Annotated in this window: 22 protein-coding genes; 15 read left to right on the top strand and 7 right to left on the bottom strand. The window is 59.1% G+C overall.

The features are described 5' to 3' along the window. From chlP to NW863_RS00240, 3 genes are all read right to left on the bottom strand, one after another. Positions 1-1,085, bottom strand: a 1,085-nt coding sequence (chlP, locus tag NW863_RS00250) for a geranylgeranyl reductase (protein WP_414363778.1), incomplete at its 3' end; no start/stop codon positions are given. A gap of 190 nt (positions 1,086-1,275) precedes the next feature. Continuing rightward, positions 1,276-2,196, bottom strand: coding sequence for a DUF4335 domain-containing protein (locus NW863_RS00245; RefSeq protein ID WP_414363776.1), 921 nt, complete (start codon positions 2,194-2,196; stop codon positions 1,276-1,278). A 59-nt stretch (positions 2,197-2,255) separates the two neighbouring features. Continuing rightward, positions 2,256-2,897, bottom strand: a complete 642-nt coding sequence (locus NW863_RS00240) for a DUF3038 domain-containing protein (protein ID WP_414363774.1) — start codon at positions 2,895-2,897, stop codon at positions 2,256-2,258. Positions 2,898-3,309: 412 nt separating this feature from the next. Between NW863_RS00240 and NW863_RS00235 the strand changes: the two genes are divergently transcribed. From NW863_RS00235 to NW863_RS00195, 9 genes are all read left to right on the top strand, one after another. Continuing rightward, positions 3,310-3,795 carry an FHA domain-containing protein gene (locus NW863_RS00235; protein ID WP_414363772.1) on the top strand — a complete coding sequence of 162 codons (486 nt, stop codon included), beginning with the start codon at positions 3,310-3,312 and terminating at the stop codon, positions 3,793-3,795. 53 nt (positions 3,796-3,848) lie between these two features. Next, positions 3,849-4,592 carry a class I SAM-dependent methyltransferase gene (locus tag NW863_RS00230; RefSeq protein ID WP_414363770.1) on the top strand — a complete coding sequence of 248 codons (744 nt, stop codon included), beginning with the start codon at positions 3,849-3,851 and terminating at the stop codon, positions 4,590-4,592. A 17-nt stretch (positions 4,593-4,609) separates the two neighbouring features. After that, the gene (locus NW863_RS00225; protein ID WP_414363767.1) at positions 4,610-5,392 is read left to right on the top strand and encodes an ABC transporter permease; all 783 of its coding nucleotides are present in this window, start codon (positions 4,610-4,612) and stop codon (positions 5,390-5,392) included. A gap of 254 nt (positions 5,393-5,646) precedes the next feature. Further along, positions 5,647-6,453, top strand: coding sequence for a DUF4394 domain-containing protein (locus NW863_RS00220; protein ID WP_414363766.1), 807 nt, complete (start codon positions 5,647-5,649; stop codon positions 6,451-6,453). A gap of 235 nt (positions 6,454-6,688) precedes the next feature. Further along, the gene (locus NW863_RS00215; RefSeq protein ID WP_414363765.1) at positions 6,689-7,270 is read left to right on the top strand and encodes a sigma-70 family RNA polymerase sigma factor; all 582 of its coding nucleotides are present in this window, start codon (positions 6,689-6,691) and stop codon (positions 7,268-7,270) included. Continuing rightward, the gene (locus NW863_RS00210; protein ID WP_414363764.1) at positions 7,267-8,022 is read left to right on the top strand and encodes an anti-sigma factor domain-containing protein; all 756 of its coding nucleotides are present in this window, start codon (positions 7,267-7,269) and stop codon (positions 8,020-8,022) included. Before NW863_RS00215 ends, NW863_RS00210 begins: the two co-directional genes overlap by 4 nt. A 235-nt stretch (positions 8,023-8,257) precedes the next feature. After that, positions 8,258-8,479, top strand: coding sequence for a DUF2839 domain-containing protein (locus NW863_RS00205; RefSeq protein ID WP_414363763.1), 222 nt, complete (start codon positions 8,258-8,260; stop codon positions 8,477-8,479). A 36-nt stretch (positions 8,480-8,515) separates the two neighbouring features. After that, positions 8,516-9,343 carry a carbon-nitrogen hydrolase family protein gene (locus NW863_RS00200; RefSeq protein WP_414363761.1) on the top strand — a complete coding sequence of 276 codons (828 nt, stop codon included), beginning with the start codon at positions 8,516-8,518 and terminating at the stop codon, positions 9,341-9,343. Between the two features lie 9 nt (positions 9,344-9,352). Then, positions 9,353-9,613, top strand: coding sequence for a glutaredoxin family protein (locus NW863_RS00195; RefSeq protein WP_414363760.1), 261 nt, complete (start codon positions 9,353-9,355; stop codon positions 9,611-9,613). A gap of 4 nt (positions 9,614-9,617) precedes the next feature. On the opposite strand, the gene NW863_RS00190 is transcribed toward NW863_RS00195, so the two are convergent. Continuing rightward, a complete protein-coding gene (locus NW863_RS00190; RefSeq protein WP_414363758.1) occupies positions 9,618-13,112 on the bottom strand; it encodes a DNA polymerase III subunit alpha in 3,495 nt (1,164 codons plus the stop codon). Positions 13,113-13,225: 113 nt separating this feature from the next. On the opposite strand from NW863_RS00190, the gene selD reads away from it, so the two are divergent. From selD to NW863_RS00175, 3 genes are all read left to right on the top strand, one after another. Next, positions 13,226-14,290, top strand: coding sequence for a selenide, water dikinase SelD (selD, locus tag NW863_RS00185; protein ID WP_414363756.1), 1,065 nt, complete (start codon positions 13,226-13,228; stop codon positions 14,288-14,290). 119 nt (positions 14,291-14,409) lie between these two features. Continuing rightward, positions 14,410-14,910 (top strand): hypothetical protein, encoded by a 501-nt coding sequence (locus tag NW863_RS00180; RefSeq protein ID WP_414335588.1) that lies wholly within the window; start codon positions 14,410-14,412, stop codon positions 14,908-14,910. A 115-nt stretch (positions 14,911-15,025) separates the two neighbouring features. Then, entirely contained in the window at positions 15,026-16,132 is a 1,107-nt protein-coding gene (locus NW863_RS00175; RefSeq protein ID WP_414363754.1) for an ABC transporter permease, read from the top strand. Positions 16,133-16,186: 54 nt separating this feature from the next. Here the strand turns inward: NW863_RS00175 and NW863_RS00170 are convergent, their stop codons facing one another. Next, entirely contained in the window at positions 16,187-17,116 is a 930-nt protein-coding gene (locus tag NW863_RS00170) for a hypothetical protein (RefSeq protein ID WP_414363752.1), read from the bottom strand. Positions 17,117-17,428: 312 nt separating this feature from the next. Between NW863_RS00170 and NW863_RS00165 the strand changes: the two genes are divergently transcribed. After that, complete coding sequence (locus NW863_RS00165; RefSeq protein WP_414363750.1) at positions 17,429-17,995, top strand: hypothetical protein; 567 nt, start codon at positions 17,429-17,431, stop codon at positions 17,993-17,995. A 128-nt stretch (positions 17,996-18,123) separates the two neighbouring features. Here NW863_RS00165 and NW863_RS00160 read toward each other — a convergent pair whose 3' ends face one another. Further along, positions 18,124-18,936, bottom strand: a complete 813-nt coding sequence (locus NW863_RS00160; protein WP_414363749.1) for a hypothetical protein — start codon at positions 18,934-18,936, stop codon at positions 18,124-18,126. A gap of 278 nt (positions 18,937-19,214) precedes the next feature. On the opposite strand from NW863_RS00160, the gene NW863_RS00155 reads away from it, so the two are divergent. Together NW863_RS00155 and mnmA are read left to right on the top strand one after the other, a co-directional pair. Continuing rightward, a complete protein-coding gene (locus NW863_RS00155; RefSeq protein WP_414347654.1) occupies positions 19,215-19,964 on the top strand; it encodes a HEAT repeat domain-containing protein in 750 nt (249 codons plus the stop codon). A gap of 77 nt (positions 19,965-20,041) precedes the next feature. Further along, positions 20,042-21,154, top strand: coding sequence for a tRNA 2-thiouridine(34) synthase MnmA (mnmA, locus tag NW863_RS00150; RefSeq protein WP_414363747.1), 1,113 nt, complete (start codon positions 20,042-20,044; stop codon positions 21,152-21,154). A gap of 198 nt (positions 21,155-21,352) precedes the next feature. On the opposite strand, the gene NW863_RS00145 is transcribed toward mnmA, so the two are convergent. After that, a partial coding sequence (locus NW863_RS00145) for a glycerophosphoryl diester phosphodiesterase membrane domain-containing protein (RefSeq protein ID WP_414363746.1) occupies positions 21,353-21,936 on the bottom strand: 584 nt, incomplete at its 5' end.

Genomic DNA, 21,936 nt, shown 5'->3' with positions numbered 1-21,936 from the left:
GCGCACATCTCCACAAAGGCCTCGCGGGTGGCGTTGGAACGGTAGAACACCCGTTGTAAAATGTCCAAAACCTTGTAGGTTAGACCGTATTGGCGATCCCAACGCTTGAGGTACAGCTTGAGATCCTCCTCACTGGGGATGCGCTTCCCGCCATTGGAGGTCTCGACGATGGTCTCGGCGCACATGCGGCCCGACTTGGCGGCAAAATAGATTCCCTCGCCGCTGGACTTGGTTACATAGCCTGCCGCATCTCCTACCAAAGCCGCCCGACCCACCACACGGCGCGGACGCGGATGCTCTGGGATCGGATGGGCCTCCACCTTGATCACCTGGCCCCCCCGAATCCGCTCGGCAGCGCGGTCGCGGATCCCGGCCTGCAACTTTTGGATCTGGGCTTGGTTGACCTTCATAGTGCCGGTGCCCACTGCCACGTGGTCGCACTTGGGGAACACCCAGGCATAGAAGTCTGGAGAAACATCGTCCCCCACATACATCTCTGCCCGCTCCTCGTAGTAGGCCATTTTGTCGTCGGGGAGCCGAATCCGCTCCTGAAAGGCCAGCGCATAGTTGTAGTCGCCGGCACCGATGGCTTCTGCCACCTTGGAGTGAAAGCCATCTGCCCCAATCACCAGATCCACCGCCAGCGAACGGGGTACTCCCCGATTTGAGCCGTCCGAAAAGTCGCTGTAGTGCAGGATGTAGGGATCCCGACCATTTTGCGGGATTTCCAGATGCATCACCTTGCCGTGGATGAGCTCCGCCCCTTTTTGGCGGGCGCGGTTGCGTAAGAAGGCATCCAGGATCTCGCGGCGGCACATGCCGATATACTCATTTTCCTTTTCGAGGGCGATATCCACCTCGTAGTTGGAAGGGGAGATCATCTTCATCTTGCGCACTTTGCGGTCGATGATCTCCTCAGGGAGGTCGAACTCCGAGACCATACAGAGGGGAATGGCGCCCCCGCAGGGCTTGGCGTTGTCTAGCTTCCGCTCAAACAAAAAGGTCTCGATTCCGGCTTGGGCTAGAACTTCGGCGGCAGAGGCTCCGGCTGGGCCACCCCCAACAACAGCAACTCTCAGGCTCAAGGCGCTCTCCTCGCTGCAAATGCATCGGCTCGTCCGACAGCAGGCATCCTACCACAGCTCCCCAAAAGCGTTGCCAACCTTGACGAAGTATTGCAGTTCGGCTGGGCTCAAGGGCACGTGCTTCAGCGCTGAGAAAGGGAGCCGCCCGGCCTCAACGCTAGAGGTTGTGACGTTCTCCTCAGCCTGGATTTCAGAGTGGTTCTATCTGGGCCACTTCCACCCGGTTCTCTGGCCCTAGGCTAACGCGGAACTGTTTGGCACCTGTCGGCAAGGGATCCGGCGCCACCTCCGGCAGGTTGGCAAGAGGAGTTTCGGCGCGGCGTTCCCGGGCCAGCTCATTCTCCGGCTCGGCAGCCAACAGGGATCCCGTCTCGTCCACGCTTACCCGATAGACCAGGCTCTCTTGCAAATCGGAGGAAGACTGCCATTGCTCTGCCAGGGTGTCTCGCAGACGGAGAAGGGGATCTTCAGCCAAAGGGGGAGGGGATCCCACCGTTTTGCCGGGTTGCTCCGGCACGGTGAGCTGCTCCTGCACCGAGTTGGAGGCAGTAGGATCCCTGTCCTCCGGGGTGCGGCTGGCCCAGAGGCCAACTCCGGCCACCAGGGCGATCCCTCCCACCAGCAGCGCTGCGATCCCGGCAGGCTGTCGATACCAAGCTTGCGTCACCGGAGTTGCCAAACTGTCCAGTTGGGGCAAGTCATCGGCCACCTGAGAGAGGTTCTCTAGCAGGTCGTACAACTGGGTCATCGACAAATCCACCTGGGCAATCTGATTCTCCCCTTGGCGCACCGTGAGGCGATGAAAAATGAAATCGAGCGGACGGATGGCCACAGTGCCACTGAAGGTTCCCTTGGGGGCTCCACAGAGCTGGGATCCAACGTAGCGGTCGATCACGGTAATCAAATCCTTGAGCCAAGTGCTGTCTCCCTGCAGCGTTTTGGTGGTCTCCCCCTGGCGAATTTCCAACTGACACACAAAGTTGTGCTGAATCGCTCGCGGTGGCAGCGCCGAAGAGGTGCCTGCAGATTCGGGTGGGCTGGGCGCCTCTCCCCGCACTGTGAGCGTCGAGGTCGGTTGTTGATAGGTGTAGCTGAGGGTAACGCCGGGCATAACAACTCGCAGGCAAACAACACAGGCAAGAATCTCAAGGGCGATGAGACAAGACCGTCTCAAGGAGAGGGCAAAGCATCCGATCCGGAGCTATGGGCTACCTCCCCTTCTTCGTCGCTGCTGGCGGGCAGATCCATTTCAGGGCGGTTGAGCAGGGCTTTCCACAGGCGTTGTGCCCCTCTCGGGCTGCTGTAAAACATCAGCTCGATCAAGATGCGCAGGGCCAGCTCAGCAAGGCTGTTCTCGTCGCGCACATCCCCATCCACCATGCGGCTGCGGTAGTGGGAGATAAACTCATCCAGGTAATCGCCCACCAGTGGCTGATGGAAAGGGCTGAGCTCTTGCTCGACAGCGGTTTCCAGTTGCTCTAAGGTGCTGCGGATGCGGGCCTGTCGCTGGGCCGCCAGGTGAGCAATCACCATCACTAGGGCGCGCGCCTCTTCGATATCGACTTCTTTTCGCCCGCCGCTGCTGCGGCGCAGAGGGTTGGCATTGCGCAGCCGCCAGAGAATGACCCGATCGCCGATCTGCTTTTCCAAGTTCAGAGCCTTGGCTGCTGCCAGAACTGCCTCGGAACTCTCCCCACTTAAAGACTCCAGCCCCAGCAACAACAAATCCAACTGGGCTTTGATGGTTGCGGTAGCTGTGGTGAGGCCGGCGGGCTGAGGGTCTAACTGAGTCTGCTTAGGTTCCACCGTCACGCTGTCAATGGGAGCTTTTGGCTTTGGTAGGACTCTATGATCTCTTGTCTGGGGCAAACCTGCAACCTGCTTCCCCTGCGCTTGAGGGAAAAAGGCTCTTGGCTCATGGCTCTGGTGGCTTAAGGCATTTGCGGCTGGGGGATCCCACAGGTCAAGCCCAAATCACTGTCCCTCTCCCCTCACCCCATTGCCTCTTTTGCCCCGCACCCCCCGCTTCTTGCTTTGGGAATTGCTGCCCTTGAGGGAAAGCCATGGGAAAAGATACGATTGGTAAGGGTAACCTCTTCTACAAGCTTACGACGCGCAACAAAGGATTTTCTCCGGCCCGGCTTGACTTCTCTGGGCTTGCCTGGAGCTTCGGGGCCACTGCTTTTGACTATATCAGCCACGTTGCGCCTACCTGCGCACGGTTATGAATGCTTTCGCCGCCCAATCCAGCCCTGCTCACTTGGTCTTGATCTTCACGGATCGGGTAGGCCGGCGCGGCGTTGTCTTGGACAAGATTTACTACTCGGTAGGGCGAGCCCCCAGCAACCACATCCGCCTCTACGACCCCTGTGTTTCGCGAGAGCATGCCCTAATTATCCGCATCCCGGAAGAGAACCGAGCCGGATACGGTTACATGATCTTTGACGGCAACTCGGGATCCCGCCGCAGCACCAATGGTTTGTTCGTTAACGGTAAAGCGGTTTTGTCCCATCGGCTACAGCTTTTTGACAAGATAAGGTTTGGACCGAATGTAACAGCCATCGTGGAGAGCACCGACCGCCTCAGCCCAGAGACGCTGGCAGCCCTGTTGCAGCCGCCGGCCCTCGACAAAAACGCCACCCTGGAGGGATCCCAGAGAGAGACCTCCAAAGAGTTGCCCCGAGAGAACGACGACTTCACCGCTGCTTGATTCCCTCTCCTGAATTATCCTGAATCCAGCGCCCTACCGAGTTTTGGGTTTCCGTGTCTCTCATTCCTCCTGCGCTGAGCGGCTACTGGCAAAATGGCTTTGACCTAGAAGCTCACTTGGGATCCTTCCTTGGCCTTGAGGCGGGTGAACTGCGGGAGAAGCTGCGGCTGGGGCAACAGCAGTTGGCGGAGCTGGGCCGGCGCGACTTCGGCTGGGATCAGGCAGACGCCTTTTACCGGGATCGGGTGGGATCCGCCTATTTGCTGGACTTAGCCGCTTGGCACCTGAGCAGCACCGACTACATCGGCAATACCCTGCGCCTGGTGGCGGATCAGGCCCGCGGGCGGGTGCTGGATTTTGGCGGCGGCATTGGTACCCACGCCATTGGGGCGGCTCTCTGCCCGGCGGTGGAGCAGGTGATTTTTTGGGATCTCAACCCCATCCATCGGCAGTTTGTGCAACTGCGGGCGGAAAAGTTGGGCCTAAGCGAACGGATCCACTGCCCGGAAACCTTCCCACAAGGGATCCCCTTTGACACCGTCATCTGCTTCGATGTGGTGGAACATTTGCCGGATCCGGCAGCGCAGTTGCGTCAGTTTTACACTTGGCTCAAGCCGGAAGGCAAATTGTTGATCAACTGGTACTTTTTCAAGGGGTTTAATGGCGAATTCCCCTTCCACCTAGACGACCCGCAAAAAGTCGAGCAATTCTTTCAGGTATTGCAAAGCCATTTCCTAGAAGTGTTTCATCCCTATTTCATCACCGCCCGCTGCTACCGTAAGTGGAATAAAAGCTGAGATTGGAGAGAGAACGAATGCTGCGCTACTTGCGGGTGCTGTGGCTATTTTGGAGCACTTCTGTAGCAGCAGAAATGGAGTACCGCGCCAACTTCTTTTTTGCCAGCCTCAGCAGCTTAGGCGGCCTCGTGTCAGCTCTGTTTGGGCTTTCACTGTTCTATCAGCAGGGGCACCGCCTGGGGGGTTGGAGCTGGCCGGAGGCGCTCATCGTCTTGGGCATGTTCACCATCTTGCAGGGGGTGTCGGCCAGCCTCTTTAACGTCAACTTAAACCGCATCGTGCAGCAGGTGCAGGAGGGCACTCTGGATTTTGTTTTGCTCAAGCCCATTAGTAGCCAGTTTTGGCTGTCAACCCGGGTGTTCTCTCCCTGGGGCCTGGTGGATATCGGCTTTGGCCTGGTGCTGATTCTCTACGCCGGGATCCAGTTGCGCCTGCCGGCCTGGGCCTATGTTTTGGGTTTATTGCTCCTGCTCCTGGGATTGGTCATCCTCTACAGCCTCTGGTTTATGCTGGGGGCCACCAGCATCTGGTTTGTCAAGATCTACAACGTCACCGAGGTACTGCGGGGCTTGGTAGAGGCGGGGCGCTTCCCCCTGGTGGCCTATCCGGTGGCCTATCGGCTGTTTTTTACCTTCGTTGTGCCGGTGGCTTTCTTGACCACAGTACCGGCGGAAACCCTGTTGGGGCGAGCCCAGTGGCCGTGGCTTGTGGGATCCGCCCTGCTGGCGGTGGGGCTGCTGGTCGGATCCCATTTGTTCTGGCGCTTTGCCCTGCGCTTTTACACCAGCGCCTCTAGCTAAAATCTCCGTCCAAACATCTCCATCCTAAGCATCCAAGCAGCGAGGATGGGAGTAATTGCTACAGAAGCGCCCCATGCGCCGCCCCAGAGTTGGATCTTCTCCTCAAGGGAAGGGCAAAAATAGGTTCCCACCCTGGGAATAGGATCCCTCAGGCTCATTTTTTTAAGGGCAAAAGCAATTCTCGCTGCAGCGATCTGTAGCTACCTATTTGGTGGCGCAGAGGGATAGTTTTCTTGTTTTAGGGAGCATTTTCCATGCGCAAGCGCCTGCAATGTGTGGCCGTATCTGTGGCAGCCGGTAGCCTAGCTCTGCTGGGCTGCAGCAACAGCAATCCTTCTCCGATGGCGATGATCCCCTCCCAAGCGGATTTGGTGGCCCTGGGCAGCGGCAATCGCCTCACCCTCATCCGCTCTGCCGATGCCTCTGTGCAGGGATCCCTGACGGTGACGGGGGTGAGCGGCAGTTTGATCGGTATCGATGTCCGTCCTGCCAATCGCCTGCTCTACGGCCTCACCGACGCCAACATCCTCTACACCATCAACTTGCAAACTGGCGCCGCCAGCGTGGCCAGTACCCTGTCGGTTCCCTTTACGGCGGGCACGCTGTCCGGTATGGACTTCAACCCCGTCCCGGATCGCCTGCGCCTGGTGGGAGCCAACGGCCAGAACTTCCGCATCAATGTCGACACGGGCGAAGTGATCCAAGATAGACCTCTGGCCTTTGGCCCGATGGAGCTGCAGGGATCCCGCCCGGCTGTTACCGCTGCCGCCTACACCAACAGCGTGGCCGGCGCCCAATCCACACGGCTGCTGAACATCGACGGCGAGCGCAACCTGCTGCTATTTCAGAACCCGCCCAACGACGGGGTGCAAATGCCGATTGGCCTCCTGGGCGTGAACTTCGGCCCGGTGGGCGGGTTTGACATCCGTACGGTCGGCGGGGTGGATACCGGCTTTGCCATCGGCGGCTCCACCCTGTATCGAATTGACCTGAATACAGGTCGCGCCACCTCTGTGGGCACGCTGCCGGGTGGGCCGTTCCTCGGCTTGGCCGCTCTCTAGGAAGGTCAGCCCCGGATCGTTGCAGTTTAATCATTTTTCTGGCCAATTGTTGCTGTTTTGTTTCAGCCCGATCCCAGCTCGGGAGAGGGCTTTCTGCGCTTTCTCCAGCGGGGTTGACTTCATGCCTATGCAGGCGATAAATTATGAAGGTCATTACTCTTTCTGGCTTGCCCCAGGCAGGGCTTGCTTCTCTCTAAATACCTTCCTGCCACCGTTCTATTTGCACTTTTTCTCCATGAAGATTGAGGGTGATAAAGCTGAACGATCCCTGCAGGAGAAAAGCGATGCGGAGGTGTTTTCAGCCCTCAAGGCAGGCCAATCCCAAGCTTTGGCCATCCTCTACGACCGGCACGCCGGTTTAGTGTACGGAATTGCCTGCAAGATGTTGGGCAACTCTGCCGAGGCCGAAGATCTGACGCAGGACATTTTTCTGAGTTTGGCCCGTTCTTCCTTCGATCCCAAGCGGGGATCCCTGCGCACTTACCTAGGCATTTTGGCCCGCTCCCGCTGCTTGGATCGGCTGCGCTCCTGGCGCAATCGACAGCGATCCCTGGAACGGGGCAGAGTGGAATTACAGGGCAACGCCGCCGAGGATACGGCCCTGGAGCAATTGGCCCGCGCTGATCAGGCAGTGGAGGTGCAAACGGCTTTGGCCGAGCTCTCTGAACATCAACGCCAAATCCTCAAAATGGCCTATTACGAAGGCATGAGCCAGACAGAAATTGCCAAGCAATTGGATCTGCCTTTGGGAACGGTTAAAGCCAGAGCCCGCCGAGGCTTGCTGCGGCTGCGCGAGTTGCTGGGAGGCGCCCTATGAAAGCCGAGTCTGTGTCTCCCGAGGAACTGCAACTGTGGCTGGCCGGCTACGTGCTGGGGGATCTCTCCCCAGAAGAGGCCGACCGACTGGAAGCGGTGCTCAAGCTGCGCCCGGAGCTACAGCAGGAGCTGCAAGCCCTGCAACAGATCCTGGAGAGGGCCTACGGCGTCGAAGAAAAGCAACCTCCCCCCAGCTTGCGGGCTTCTCTGCTGCAAGCCTACACAGAGCCGGCGCCCAAACCCCTCCCCACTTCCGGCTTGGCCATTCAGGGATCCCCACGCTGGCAGCGGGGCCTGGCGGCACTGGCAGCGGGGTTAATGGTCGCCCTAGGACTGGGGAACCTGTACCTGTGGCGCAGGCTGCAACTGGCCCAGATGGAAGGGATCCCGGTCGAGGTGTTGACTTATGAATTGCAGCCGACGGCAGAAAACGTGACTGGCTCGGTTACGGTAGAGGTGGATCCGCAGGGCTTGCGAGGGAAGCTAGTGGCCCGTGGTTTGCCGCCGCTGCCGGAGGGCCGCGTCTATGCGCTCTGGGTGGTGCTGGAACCGGAAGCGCCTTTCACCAAGGATAAGGCGGGGGCGATCCTCACTGCCGCTTTTCGAGTAGACGCGGTGGGGAATCAAGAACAGGAGCTGCGCCTACCGCCAGTGTTTGCATCCGCAGAATGGGTGCGGGCGGTGGCCATTACCGAGGAAGATGGCAGCCGGCCCCAAGAGCACCAGGGATCCCCTCTGTGGATTTCCGGCTAGCCGGAGCAGGGGCCAACCAACATAGGTCTGTCCCAGGGCATGGCCGTGCTCACCTGTCCAGGATCCCTCTGAGGGCACTTTCGTCGATGTGGATCGGCAAAAGACAGTGCCAGGCGGCGCACCCCCCCCCAGCCACCCTACCGTTGGGAAAAGTTGTGGGCGCACCGGAAGTGTATCAGCATTAAGATGAGGGTCACTACCCCGGCACAGCAAAAGCCAACTTGGAGGTCACCCTATGGGCGAAGCGAAGCGCCGCAAAACCCGCAAAAGCCCCGATCCTGACCAAGAGCTACTGTTTCCCCAGCTCAAAGATATTCCTCTCACCAGAGCCCAAGCCCGCACGATCTACAATTGGACAACTCGGGGCGCTTGGGCCGGCATTATTCTCCTGGCCATTGTTTGGGTGGTGGTGCGATTTGTGGGGCCTGCGTTGGGCTGGTGGCACCTGGTGGGCTAGACGGCTGGATCCTTTGAGTTTTCCTGGAGTTTCCCCATGCGATCCTATTTGGCAGCCGCCCTTCAGATGACCAGCACCCCCGATCTGGCCGGCAACCTACAACAGGCAGAGGAGTGGATTGACTTTGCGGCGCGGCGGGGATGTGAGCTGGTAGCTTTGCCGGAAAACTTTGCCTTCATGGGGCCGGAGGCAGAAAAAGCTCGCCTTGCCCCAGAGATTGCGCAGCGGGCCGAGGAGTTTTTGGCCAAGATGGCCCAGCGCTACCAGGTATTCGTGCTGGGCGGGGGATACCCGGTGCCGGATGGACAAGGCAAGGTGTACAACACCGCCGCCCTCTACAGCCCCGAGGGCAAGGAGCTGGCCCGCTACCGCAAGATCCACCTTTTTGACGTCAACCTGCCCGACGGCAACACCTACCGCGAGTCGAACACGGTGGTGAGCGGCAACGAGGTGGTGGTCTGCCAGGAAGAGCGGCTGGGCATGCTAGGTCTATCGGTTTGTTACGACGTGCGCTTTCCCGAGCTGTATCGTTCCTTGGTGGATCGAGGAGCGCAGGTGCTGTTGATCCCCGCCGCCTTTACCGCCTACACGGGCCGGGACCACTGGCAAGTTTTGCTGCAGTGTCGCGCTATTGAAAACACCTGCTACGTGATTGCTCCCGCCCAGGTGGGCACCCACTACGAGCGGCGGCAATGTCATGGCCACGCCATGATCGTGGATCCTTGGGGGACGATCCTGGCGGATGCCGGCGGCGAAAAACCAGGGGTGGCCATTGCCGAGATCGACCCGGAGCGCCTGCAGCTTATCCGGCGGCAGATGCCCTCGCTGCAGCACCGTCGTCTGGCCTGTACTGTCAGCCTTTAGGGATCCCCTATGCCTTGGCCGCCCTTGATCCTCTACAGCAAGCCCGGCTGCCACCTCTGCGAGGGCCTAGCGGAGAAGTTGCAGCAGATCCCTGAGATCGCCACGTTGGAAATCCGCGACATTACTGCCAACCCCGCCTGGTGGGAGCGCTACCAACTGGAGGTTCCCGTGCTGAGCTTGGCGGGGGATCCCGAACGATCTCTGCCCCGCCCCTCGCCGCGGCTGACGGTGGCGCAGTTGCGCGCCTGGCTGGAACAACAGTTGGGTTGACGGCTTAAGAGGCTAGCGCTTCGCTGCGGGCGGTATAGCCAGCTTGGCGCAAAGCTGCCACGGTGGCCTCGGCATCTTTAACCCAAAATTGAGATCCCAGTCTTACCCAGAGCGTGTGGGGAGGGGCGACGATGGCCGCCACAACGGGGATGCGATTTTCTTCCTTGGCTTCCGAGCGTTGACGGGTAAGAACCGCCTGCAGACGGTGTCGCTCCTCTACAGTTCCGGCAGCCTCCAGAGGGAGTTGCACCGTAACCCAACTCACCGATTCAATTGGCTGTAAGTCCTCGACAATCAATTGCACCTGTTCATCCCGCTGATCCACCTTGGCCCAGATCAATAGCCGTTGATCCACCTCCAGGCGATGGCGCAAACGTTCGTAAGTCTTGGGGAAGATCACCGCTTCGCAACTGCCGGTGAGATCTTCCAGTTGCACAATGGCCATGCGATCCCCTTTCTTGGTGGTTACGGTTTTGATGGCGGTCACTAGGGCCAGAATGCCTACAGAAGTCTCGGCTGCGTAGCCGCTCAAATCCGAGAGGTTAACGGGAGCCAACAGGCGCGCCTGCTCTTGAATCCGCCGCAGCGGGTGATCCGAAACATAAAAACCCAACAGCTCCCGTTCCAGCCTTAACTTTTCTGGCGCTGGAAAATCTTCGGTAGCAGGCCCCCGCGGCGCCTCCATAAATCCCTGGCCATCACTGCTGTCGCTGCCCAACAAATCAAATAGGCTGGCTTGACCAATGGCTTTGGACTTGGCCCGCTCCGTCGCCCAGGTGAGAATGGGATCCAGATCCACCATTAATTGCTTGCGGTTGGGGGAAATACAATCAAAAGCGCCTGCACAGATCAGCGACTCGATGGCGCGACGGTTAACCAGGCGCAGATCCACCCGCTGGCAAAAGTCGGCCAAAGAGGTGAAGGGGCCCCCCGCCTGGCGGGCAGCCAGGATGTTTTGAATCGCCCCCTCACCCACATTCTTCACCGCCCCTAGACCAAACAAAATGCTGGATCCTTGGGGGGTAAAATCCAGCCCAGAGCGGTTGATATCGGGCGGTTGAATCTGGATCCCTATCGACAGACAATAGGTGATATAGCGCTGCACCTTATCTTGATCCCCTCCCACAGAAGAAAGCAGCGCCGCCATGTATTCTGTTGGATAATTGGCCTTGAGATAGGCTGTCTGGAAAGTAATCAGTCCATAGGCCGTAGAGTGGGATTTGTTGAAGCAATACTCGGCGAAAGCAACCATCTGGTCAAATAGTTCCGTGGCCACTTCCTTGGCCACACCTCGCTCCAAAGCTCCCCGGACGAATTGCTCTCGCTGTTGCTCCATCTCGGAAACTTTCTTTTTCCCCATCGCCCGCCGCAGCAGGTCGGCCTGGCCCAGGGTATAGCCGGCCATGTCCTGGGCAATGCGCATGATCTGTTCTTGGTAGAGAATGGCGCCGTAGGTATCTTGAAGGATTGGCTTGAGGAGATCGTGGGCATAGGTTACCGGCTTGCGGCCATGTTTGCGATCGATAAAGTCTGGGATCATGCCCGTATCCAATGGCCCCGGTCGGTAAAGAGCCAAGACCGAGGAAATGTCTTCTAAGTTGGAAGGCTTGAGCTCTCGCACCACCTGCTTCATCCCGGAAGATTCCAGTTGGAAGATCCCTTCCAGCTCTCCCTTTTCCAAAAGTTGGTAGGTTTTCTCGTCATCCAAGGGTAGGTTATCCAGGTCGATGGTGACCCCTCTGTGCTCTCGAATCAGCTCCACAGCCCGCTGGATCATCGTCAGGTTGCGCAGCCCCAAAAAGTCCATCTTCAGCAGGCCCAGAGACTCAATATCTTCCATCGAGTACTGGGTAATAATTTGGCCTTCGTTGTTGTATTGCAAGGGCACGATCTCATCCAAGGGATCCTTGGCGATGACCACGCCGGCAGCGTGAACCCCAAAGGTTTTGTTGGTGCCTTCCAACAGGCGGGCCAGCTCGATCCAGCGGTGAGTGGTTGGGTCTTTCTCGTATTTTTCTTTGAACTCTGGAGCCGGCGTGTTCTCGTCGATCATCTCCTCCAGTTTGGCAGGCTTACCCCGCGATACCGGGATCAGCTTTGCCATTTTGTCGGCTTCGGCATAGGGAATATCGAGCACCCGGGCAACATCTTTGAGAATAGCTTTGGAAGTCATGCGGTTAAAGGTGATGATTTGAGCCACTCGCTCTTGACCATACTTGCGGGTTACATAGTCGATCAGCTCTCCCCGCCGCTCGATGCAGAAATCGGTATCGATATCCGGCATCGATTGCCGTTCTGGGTTGAGAAAACGCTCGAAGAGCAACCCATATTTGACGGGGTCAATATTGGTAATTTGCAGGGCATAGGCCACCAGGGATCCGGCTGCCGAACCGCGGCCTGGGCCTACTGGGATCCCGTGCTCGCGGGCATAGCGAATGTAGTCCCAAACCACCAGGAAATAGCTGGAGAAGCCTTTTTGTTGGATGATGCTTAGTTCAAAGCGCAGGCGCTCCTGATAGTTTTCTGGAATCTGATCTGGATAGGCAACGCCGCAGCGTTTTGCCAAGCCCTGCCAGGCCAATTCGGTGAGATAGCTATCGGCAGAATGGCCCGGTGGAACCGGGTAGTCGGGCATGCGCATTTCCCCAAATAGGTCATAGCCCTCGATCTTTTCCAGCACCTTGAGGGTGTTGGCAATGGCTTCGTCGATCACCTCTTGCTCCAGGTGATCGCGGCAGAGGCGGCGCATTTCTTCTGGGCTTTTCAGGTATTCCGTCCCACTGTAGCGAAGGCGATCTTTCTCGGTGAGAGATTTGCCTGTTTGGATGCAGAGCAGGGCATCGTGGGCCTCCACATCCCAGCAGGAGATGAAGTGGCTATCATTGGTGAGGATGATCGGGATCCCCAATTCGCGAGCAATGCGCACCAATTGCACATTGACAAAGCGGTCTTCTCGATAGCCGTGATCCTGGATCTCAATGTAGTAATCATCTCCAAACTGTTCTTGATACCAGGCGGCAACCTGGCGGGCAATTTCTGGCCGCCCCTGCAAAATGGCCTGGGGCACTTCCCCAGCTCGACAGCCGCTGGTCACGATCAACCCCTCCTTGTATTGGGCCAAATACTCTTTGTTGATGCAGGGGCGAGCAAAGATCCCCTTGCCTTGAACGCCGTGGAGATGGGAAATGGTGGTTAGCTTCACCAAGTTTTTATAGCCCTGGGTGTTTTTGGCTAGAACCACTTGGTGATACTTGGGATACTTGCGGCTTTTGTCTCGAATATCGCCGTTGATCACATACATCTCGTTGCCAATAATCGGCTTGATCCCTTTGCTTTTACACAGTTTCACCAGCTCAATGGCCCCATACATGACGCCGTGATCGGTCAGGGCCAGTCCTGGCAAACCCATCGCCACCACCTGCTCAATCAAACGCGGCAATTGGCTAGCCCCGTCCAGAAGGCTGTACTCGCTGTGCAAGTGCAAGGGGACAAAAGACATGGCAACGCTATGGGTAGAGGGATCCCTTCAACCTTAACCCAGCGCCCCTTTTTCCAGTTGCTGCTAGCTGCCGCTACAGTAAAGTCAGGCCGACGTTTTCTCCCTTTGCTTGCATGGAGACTCCCCTTCGCCTCACCCAGTACTCCCACGGCGGCGGCTGCGGCTGCAAAATTGCCCCGGCGCTGCTGCAGCAGATTCTTAAGGAGCTGCCTCTTCTTTGGTCAGATCCGGCCCTGTTGGTGGGGGCTGAAACGAGCGACGATGCCGCCGTCTACCAACTCAACGACGAGCAGGCCCTGATCCTGACCACCGACTTTTTCATGCCCATCGTGGACGATCCGGTGGATTTTGGCCGCATTGCCGCAGCCAACGCCCTCTCTGACGTTTACGCAATGGGGGGTAGGCCCATTCTCGCCCTGGCCATTCTGGGCATGCCGGTCAACACCCTGCCCCTGTCGGCTATTCGGGAGATCATGGCCGGGGGAATCCAGGTCTGTCAGGAAGCCGGGATCCCTTTGGCCGGGGGGCACTCCATCGATTCGCCCGAGCCCATCTTCGGCTTGGTGGCGGCAGGCCTGGCCCACCCGCAGCACATCCGCCGCAACGCCACGGCTCAGCCCGACGACGATCTCATCCTAACCAAGCCGCTGGGGATCGGGGTGATGACCACCGCCCTAAAAAAGGGTCAGCTTAGCGCAGCGGGCTACGCCGAGGTTTTGCAGGTGATGACTCAGCTTAACCGCATCGGCCCACAACTGGCGCGGCGACCCCAGGTTCACGCCCTAACCGATGTAACGGGGTTTGGCCTCTTGGGACACTTGCTAGAGGTCTGCCGTGGCTCAGGGGTAAGCGCCGAGCTGGATTTGGCTGCTATTCCCTTTTTGCCCGAGGCCCTCTCCTTGGCGGAGGCGGGGATCTTCCCAGGTGCAGCCCGCCGCAACTGGCAAGGCTATGAAGGCGTAGAGGCCGACTCTCTACCGGAGTGGCAGCAGTTGCTCTTGGCGGATCCGCAAACCAGCGGCGGCTTACTGGTGGCGGTGGATCCCGCCTTCACGGCAGAGCTTTTGCAAGAGCTCCACAGCGCCGGCTACTCCTATGCCCGCCGCATTGGCCGCTGCCAGGCCGGCGAAGGGATCGCCATTCGGGTTGTCGGCGAGATCCAAACCCCCCGCCAGTAGCTTGGGGGAAGGCCACGTTTGGCCCTCTCCCCCCAATCTATGAAGATTTGGTCAAGCAGAGCTGCGAAAGTTGAAGATCTCATGTAAGGGGAAGGGGAGCTGAGATATCTTAAAGAGGTATGAACGAGCCCTCTCCCAACAGCCATAGCCTGGTTCAGTGGGTTGAGCCAGGTCAACTGATTCGCAGCCTCAGCAGCGGCCAATTGCTGATGGTGGATCCGCAGCGGCACAACGCCTTGATCATCTGCAAGACGTTTCATGCCGAGTTTGCCGGGCCAGGGGCTGCAGTGGGAGGGCCCTTGGATGTGGAGTCGAGCAGCGTGATCCCGATTGGGGATGTGGCTCTGTTGCATCCTCAGGGCTATCAAGAGCGGCAAAACGCCTATACCAAGCGGCTGCACTGGATGCGCTGGTTGCAGCAGATCACCGATAATCCTTTGCCGGCCCAGCGGGCGCGGATTTTGCTCTTTAGCTTGGAGGAGTTTTTCTCTGCGGAGTTGGTCAAGCAGTTGCCGGATGACATTTTGGCGCGGCTGGTGGGGGTGCTGCCGCAGACCATCGCCGCAGCTCGGATGGAAATGATGGCCCCCTGCAGCCCCAGCTATTCCCTGGCCGGCTAGGGGGATCCGTTCAAGATTGGACGGCGTGGGCAGTGTCTTCGAAATAACCCCAAAGCTTAGCTACACTAAAAGCCAACTTCGTTCTGGCAACTCGCCCAACCGGAACCCTGGCCTCATGCAGTGGTGGAAACGGCTGCGCCAAAATCGCTGGGCTCAAGTGGGAGCCTACATTCTCGTTTTTTTCTACGTCTGCGCCATTTTTGCCGAGTTTGTTGCCCCCTACAGCCCGCTGGAATCGCAGCCAGGGGGATCCCTTTTGCCCCCCACCGCCATTCACTTGTGGGATGAGTCGGGCGCTTGGCTGGGGCCCCACGTTTACCCCACCCGCCAGGGGCCGGTGGATCTGGAAACGGGCGAACGTCCGCTTTTGGTGGATAGCAGCCGTCCCGCCGGGATCCGCCTGTTTGTGGCCGGCACCCCTTACCGTTGGCTGGGGCTGATCCCCTGGGATCGACATTTGTTCGGCACCGTCCCCCTGCGGCCAGAGGAAGGGCTGCCGGTAGCGCGGCTGCACCTGCTGGGCACGGATGATCAGGGCCGCGACTACTTCAGCCGTCTGGTCTATGGCGGGCGCGTCAGCCTGTTTGTTGGCCTGGTGGGCATCGGCATCTCTTTTCCCATCGGCCTGCTGGTGGGGGCCATATCCGGCTACTTCGGCGGCTGGGTGGATACGCTGCTGATGCGGCTGACTGAGGTGTTGATGTCGATCCCAACCCTGTATTTGCTGGTGTCGCTGGCGGCGGTGTTGCAGGTGAACCCGCTGACCGGCGTGCCCTTCAGCAATGCCGAGCGCTTTTTGGTGATTGTGACCATCCTCTCTTTTGTGGGTTGGGCGGGCTTGGCCAGGGTCATTCGGGGCCAGGTGCTGTCCTTGCGGGAGCGAGACTTTGTGCAGGCGGCGCGGGTGGCCGGGGCCGGATCCCTGTATCTGCTGGTGCGGCATATTCTGCCTCAGACCACCACCTACGTGGTGATCTCGGCAACCTTGGCGGTGCCCGGCTACATCGTGGCGGAGTCGGTGCTGAGCTTGATCGGCCTGGGGATCCAACAGCCGGATGCGTCTTGGGGAAATATGCTGTCGCTGGCCACCAATGCTTCGGTAATCATTCTGCAGCCTTGGCTGGTGCTAGCTCCCACCCTGATGGTGGTGCTCACCTCTTTGTCTTTTAACTTGCTGGGGGATGGTCTGCGAGATGCCCTCGACCCGCGGGATCCATTTTGAGGAGAAGCTGCTTCCGAATTGTGACGGTTCAGGGGAGATGCGAGGGTCTGCCGTTCACCGCTTTCCGTCGGGATAGAGCCGATTTAGCCCCTTGCGAGCCTTAGCATAAACATCCAGGGTGGCATTCATTTTTAGGATCTGGCGGTAAACTTGCTCGGCCCGGGCGATTTCCCCCTCCTGCTCCAACTTCTCGGCCAGCTTGAGCAAACTTTGGGCCGAGGGATCCGCCAAAGAACCCTGCTCCTGCAGTTGCTGCAGCTCTTCCAGGCGCTCCTGCACCATTGGTCGCAACAGCCAGGAATCATCCAGATCCAACACCTCTCGGTAGTAGCGCTGGGCCTCTTTGAAGTTCTTCTGCTCGTCGTAGGCTTCCGCCAGTTGCAGAGCCAGCTCCGCCGTGGGCCGATCCTTAAACTGGCGATGCAGTTGGTTCAGCCGCCGCAGGAAGGGGGATCCCTGCTGCGGGTTTTGTAAATCCGGGGCGTGTTGAACCGGCAGATAGTTGCTCCTCTCCGCCGATTGTTGAGGGGAAGGGGCAGGCTCCGCGGCTTGAGATCGGAGGGGCGTTTGACGGCTGATGCTTTTGGGGTCAATGGGGGCGGGCTTGTAGACCCAAACCGGCTGATCCGGAGAGGATGCCGGTGGGGTTGGGTGTGGGATCGGCTGGGGCAAGGGAATGGTCTTGCGCTCCGGCGGTTCAGAAGGGGGTTGCTTCAGTTCTGCAAGGGTGCCGGGAGGTTTGGGGGCTTGGAATTGAATTGCTTTGGCAGTCTCCCTGCGTTCTTGGGCCAATTCTCGATAGAGGGCGGCCAATTGGGCATACCCCGCTTCTTCGTAGGCGGTGGCCAGCCAACGGGCATTCTCCGGGCTGGGATCCGCACGATAAGCCCGCCGCAGCAACTGCAAAGCAGTGCCATAATTGCGCTCTCGAATGGCTGCCTGCCCCAAACTGGCTGAGCTGACCCCGGTTGTATCGCTAGCCATGGTTCTCCGTTATGCCTTGCTGTGCAGCGATAATAAATCAGTTTTCCTTTTCCAAGCCAGCCACTCAGGGCAACCTTGGCAACTGGATCCCTTGGCCATAGCATACCCTTGTCGAGCCGAACGCTGACTGTTGGGAAAGACTTCTCTTCTTGTTGGGATCTGCTCGATAGACATCTTTAGCCGATGTTGATTTGAGATTGAGGCGTTGAGATCTGGATGTGAGGCGTACTTTCAAGCTAGCTTGTAGTCAAGACCCGAGCAGCGACAGGTTTCGGCGCAAACATGATTCAACAGTTTCGAGAGCGGTACCCTATGGGCAGTTTGCTTACCGATCTGTTGCGCGTAGAAGAAGGGATCTACATTGTCAAAGCCCAGGTGGTGGTGAACAACACGGTTCTGGGCAGTGGTATTGCCGGCTCCAACACAGTAGAAGAAGCGGAAGATGCTGCGCTGAAGCGCGCTTTAAACCACGCAGGATTCGGTCATTCCGCAACTTCCTTGAGCTTGGGTATGGATTCTGCTGCCGCCAGGCTGCCCTATTTACCAACTCCCGACTTGGCCTTGGCCAATGGGCGCACCCACTCTTCTCCTGCCCCTCAAGCCCCTGAGCCAACAGGGATCCCTGTCCGACAGCAGTCGCTCCCGGAGCTGCCCAACCTGAGGGAGCCAGAGGCCCAGGGGGAGGATTTGTCGGACATCATTGCTCAAACAGATGTCGAGATGCAGCGTATTGGCTGGGGCCGCAAGGAAGGACAAGAGTTCCTGGAGCGTCGCTTCCAGAAAAAATCTCGCCACCAACTGAATGAGGCCGAACTGCGGGAGTTCTTGCGCTATTTAAAACAGCAGCCGTCACGCCTCAACAGCGAGCCTCGTTTTTGATTTTCCCAGACTCCCTCACCCCCGGCCCCTCTCCCTCTGGGAGAGGGGAGTTAGACTTGACTTTGGAAAAATCCCTTGCCCAGAGGCGGGAGAGTAGATCAAACCGCTGGGCTCTGGAATAGCCACGGCTAGGGCGCACCCACAATTACAGTGGTGTCTTGCATTGTCTTCACGACGGTCTCGCCTCCTTCCGAGAGCACAACCCGTCGCTCTGGCACCGATACTCCGGCCACTTTGGCAGTTTGGTAGTTCTGCCCGGCCTGCACCACAGAAGGGATCACGCCTGGACCGGAAACCAGCGCAAAGGATTCACCGCCGATTTGGACAACCCCAGAAACTTGCACGCTGCGGGCAAAGGCCGCCGGGTCGGGAGTGGGCGTCGGGAGCGGGGTGGCCACTGCTACGGGCACTTCGCCACCATTGCCGGGCGGCGGCAGTTCCGGAGGCGGAGGTAGAGGTGGCAGATCAAGGGTCGGCTCAGGAGCACGCACGTTCTGGGGCACAAAGGGATCCGCCCGTCCGGCTCCACTTAAGGCCCGCTGGGTTTCCTGCTCCCGATCCACCGGTGGGATCAGGCTAGAGGCAGCTTGGGTGGTTTGCAGAAGAGAAGGCACCGGCGGCGGTTGGTCAGGAGCGGTCTGGCCAAAACCGTCGGGCAGGTTTGCCGTTTGTTGCCGGGCAAGAGCTTGCATCTGGCTGGCTCCCCGCGCCAGAGTAGCGTTCATATCCTGTTCCCAACGGCCTGAGGCGTTGAGCCGCATAACTACAGGGCTGCTGCCGCCGCGCGACTCCACCCAGATCTCGGCTGCTGTGTCGCTCAGCCGACGGGAGCGGAGGATGCGGGATCCCGGCGGCAAAAGCGGCTGCAGCGCCAGCTCCGCTTCGGGAACCGCTTGTTCGTTGGCCAAAGCAGAAGATAAACGAGGGGACAAGCACAACATGCCCCCTGCCGACAACAGGAGGATCCCAAGTGAGAGCAGTTGGCGACCAGGCGAAGATTTCAGCATAGAGACCACCGGCAGAGAGCCTCGCATCACCAAAATAGCCAAAATCTTGGGGATGGGGCTCCATCGAGCTGCTTTTTTCGGCAACAATGCTAGGATTTCCCAATCAAAGCCTCAGCCCCTGTCGATAGGGATCCCGACCTCAAAGCCGGCCCCTGTCCGAGCGCAGCCCAATTTGCCATAATGAAGAGAGACTGTAAACATTTGTTAAGGCCATGACTGTCTCTGCTCTGGATCCTGTCAACCCCGCTCGTCTGGAGGAAATCGCCCAACGCTTGCGCAGCCAACGCCCTGCGGATCGCATGGTGGCCTTGGCCCAGTTGCGGGATGTGCCAGCGGAGCAGGCGGTGCCGCTGATTTTGCAGGTCATCGACGACGAAAACCTGCAGGTGCGCTCTTTTGCCGTCTTTGCCCTGGGGATCAAGCAGACGGACGCCTGTCTGCCCAAGCTGCTGGAGATCCTCACCCAAGACCCGGACTACGGCATTCGCGCCGATGCGGCAGGCGCCCTGGGCTACTTGGAAGATCCGCGGGCTTTCGAGGCCCTGGTGCGCGCTTTTTATGAAGATGTGGAGTGGCTGGTGCGCTTCAGCGCCGCCGTGGCCCTGGGCAACCTGAAGGATCCACGGGCCTATGAGGTGCTGCTGCGGGCGTTGGAGGGGCCGGAAGTGTTGCTGCAGCAGGCGGCCATTGCAGCTCTGGGAGAACTGGGGGATCTGCGGGCTTTGGATCACATCCTGCGGTTTGCCCAGTCGGAAGATTGGCTGGTGCGGCAGCGGCTGGCCCAGGCCTTGGGAAATCTGCCCTCGCCCAAGAGTGTTTCTGCCCTCAACTATCTGGCCAGGGATCCCCACGATAGCGTTGCCGCGGCCGCTTTGGATTCGCTGCGGCGGCTGCGCCAAAGGGGCTTCCCAGAACCCACGCCTGAGGCGGGATCCCGGCCAGCCGATTCGGAAGCAAGCTAAGCTGGAAATCCGGGTTTGGCCTGGTGTAGGGAGGCGAGGATTTGCCGACCCTTGTTGTTTCCTGATCCCCTGCTGCGATGGTTACCAGCCCCCACCCTCTAGTTGCTCCGGAGATAGCCGGATCCCCCTCTCGGCCCCGCATTGTGGCGGCCCTTTCTGGGGGGGTAGACAGCTCCACGGTGGCGGCCCTTCTCCACGAACAGGGCTATGCCGTGGAGGGAGTGACTCTCTGGCTGATGCGGGGGAAAGGCCAGTGCTGCACCGACGGCCTGGTGGATGCTGCTGCCATCTGTGAGCAATTGGGGATCCCCCACCATGTGGTGGATAGTCGTGAGCTGTTTCAGGCCGCCATTGTTGATTACCTGGTGGCCGGCTATGGGGAGGGGATCACACCGCTGCCCTGCTCCCAATGCAACAAGCTGGTGAAGTTCGGCCCCCTGCTGGCCTATGCCCGCGAGACGCTGGGCATCTCTCAGATCGCCACCGGCCACTACGCGCGGGTGCGTTTTGAGGCCGAGCTGGGGCGCTATCAACTGCTGCGGGCGGTGGATCGGCAGAAGGATCAGTCCTATTTTCTCTACGACCTCAGCCAGGAGCACCTGGCCCACAGTCTCTTCCCCTTGGGCGAGTACACCAAGGCCCAGACCCGTCAGATTGCCGCGCGCTACGGCTTGGTTACGGCAAACAAGCCCGAAAGCCAGGATCTGTGCTTGATCGAGACCTATGGCTCGATGCGCAACTTTTTGGATCAGCACCTGGGTCAAAGGCCGGGGGAAATTGTCGATACCCAGGGGCGAGTCCTGGGATATCACGAAGGTATCCACCACTACACCGTCGGCCAGCGCAAGGGGCTGGGGATTGCCTCTTCCCGTCCGCTCTATGTGGTGCGCATCGATGCGGCCATGAACCGCGTGGTAGTGGGAGAGCGGGAAGAAGCCACCCAAGCTGAGGCGTGGGTGCGGCGGGTGAACTGGGTCTCGATCCCTGCGCCGGCAGAACCCTTGGCCGTGGAAGTGCAGGTGCGCTACCGTACCCCACCGGTGCCGGCTATGGTGATCCCAGAATCGCCGGAGCGGGTGAAGCTACAGTTTGCCGAGCCGCAATTTGGCGTCACCCCTGGCCAAGCCGCTGTCTGGTACCACGGGGATCTCCTGCTGGGAGGTGGCATCCTGGAGCGCCCTTCTCCCTAACTAGAGATTCGGCAGAGCTCTCTGGCATTACTCCCCTCTCCCCCTGGGAGAGGGGCTGGGGGTGAGGGCTGACTTCCCCCTGGGAGAGGGGCCGGGGGTGGTCGCGTGAGCGGCGCGGAGCGCTTGGGCTGACTTCCCCTGGGAGAGGGGCCGGGGGTGAGGGCTCCCCTTTTTTGCCATCCGAGACAAACGCCGCAATCAGGAGGCCGCTTGCCCCTTCAAGTGCTGCAGGGATCGGAACAGGAGCACGATATAGGTCCAGGCAAGTGGCGTAACTGCTACCCCCCCGACCACCCCAGGCACCAACCCAAGCACAGTCCCATCAAAGCCGAGGATCGAACCTAAGACTCCTGCAAAAACAACAAAGACAAAAAAGACAACAGCCAAAATCAAACCTGGAACCACAAGAGCCCAAAACACGCCCCACCAGCGGCCCTTGACAAGGTTCCAACTGTAGCGCAGCCCTTCTGTAGCTCCTCGATTTTCCAAGGCAATGGCACAAGGGGTAAAAACCAGCCTGACTCCCACGTAAATGCCAGGAAGGATCAAAAGGAGGGAGGCAAGGAAAGAGAGGAGTCCTACTAAGATGCTGCCGAAAACCAGAGGCACTGCCTTCGAAAGGGCCCGGTCGAGGCTGTTGCCCAGCAGGGGAGCTTGCCGCTTCAGGTGCTGATCCACCAGCCAAAAGGCTGCGCCAGCCAGGATGGGAGCAACAATTAGGCTGTAGGCCAAATTGAGGATCCCCCCAAAAAGTGGGATCAGCTCTGCGACGATGGGAATGA

Origin of the sequence: Synechococcus sp. B60.1 (genome assembly GCF_047462555.1) — a bacterium.
Classification (GTDB): Bacteria; Cyanobacteriota; Cyanobacteriia; order Thermostichales; family Thermostichaceae; genus Thermostichus.
Note: the sequence above shows the minus strand (reverse complement) of the source record. Positions and strands in the feature narration are given on the sequence as shown.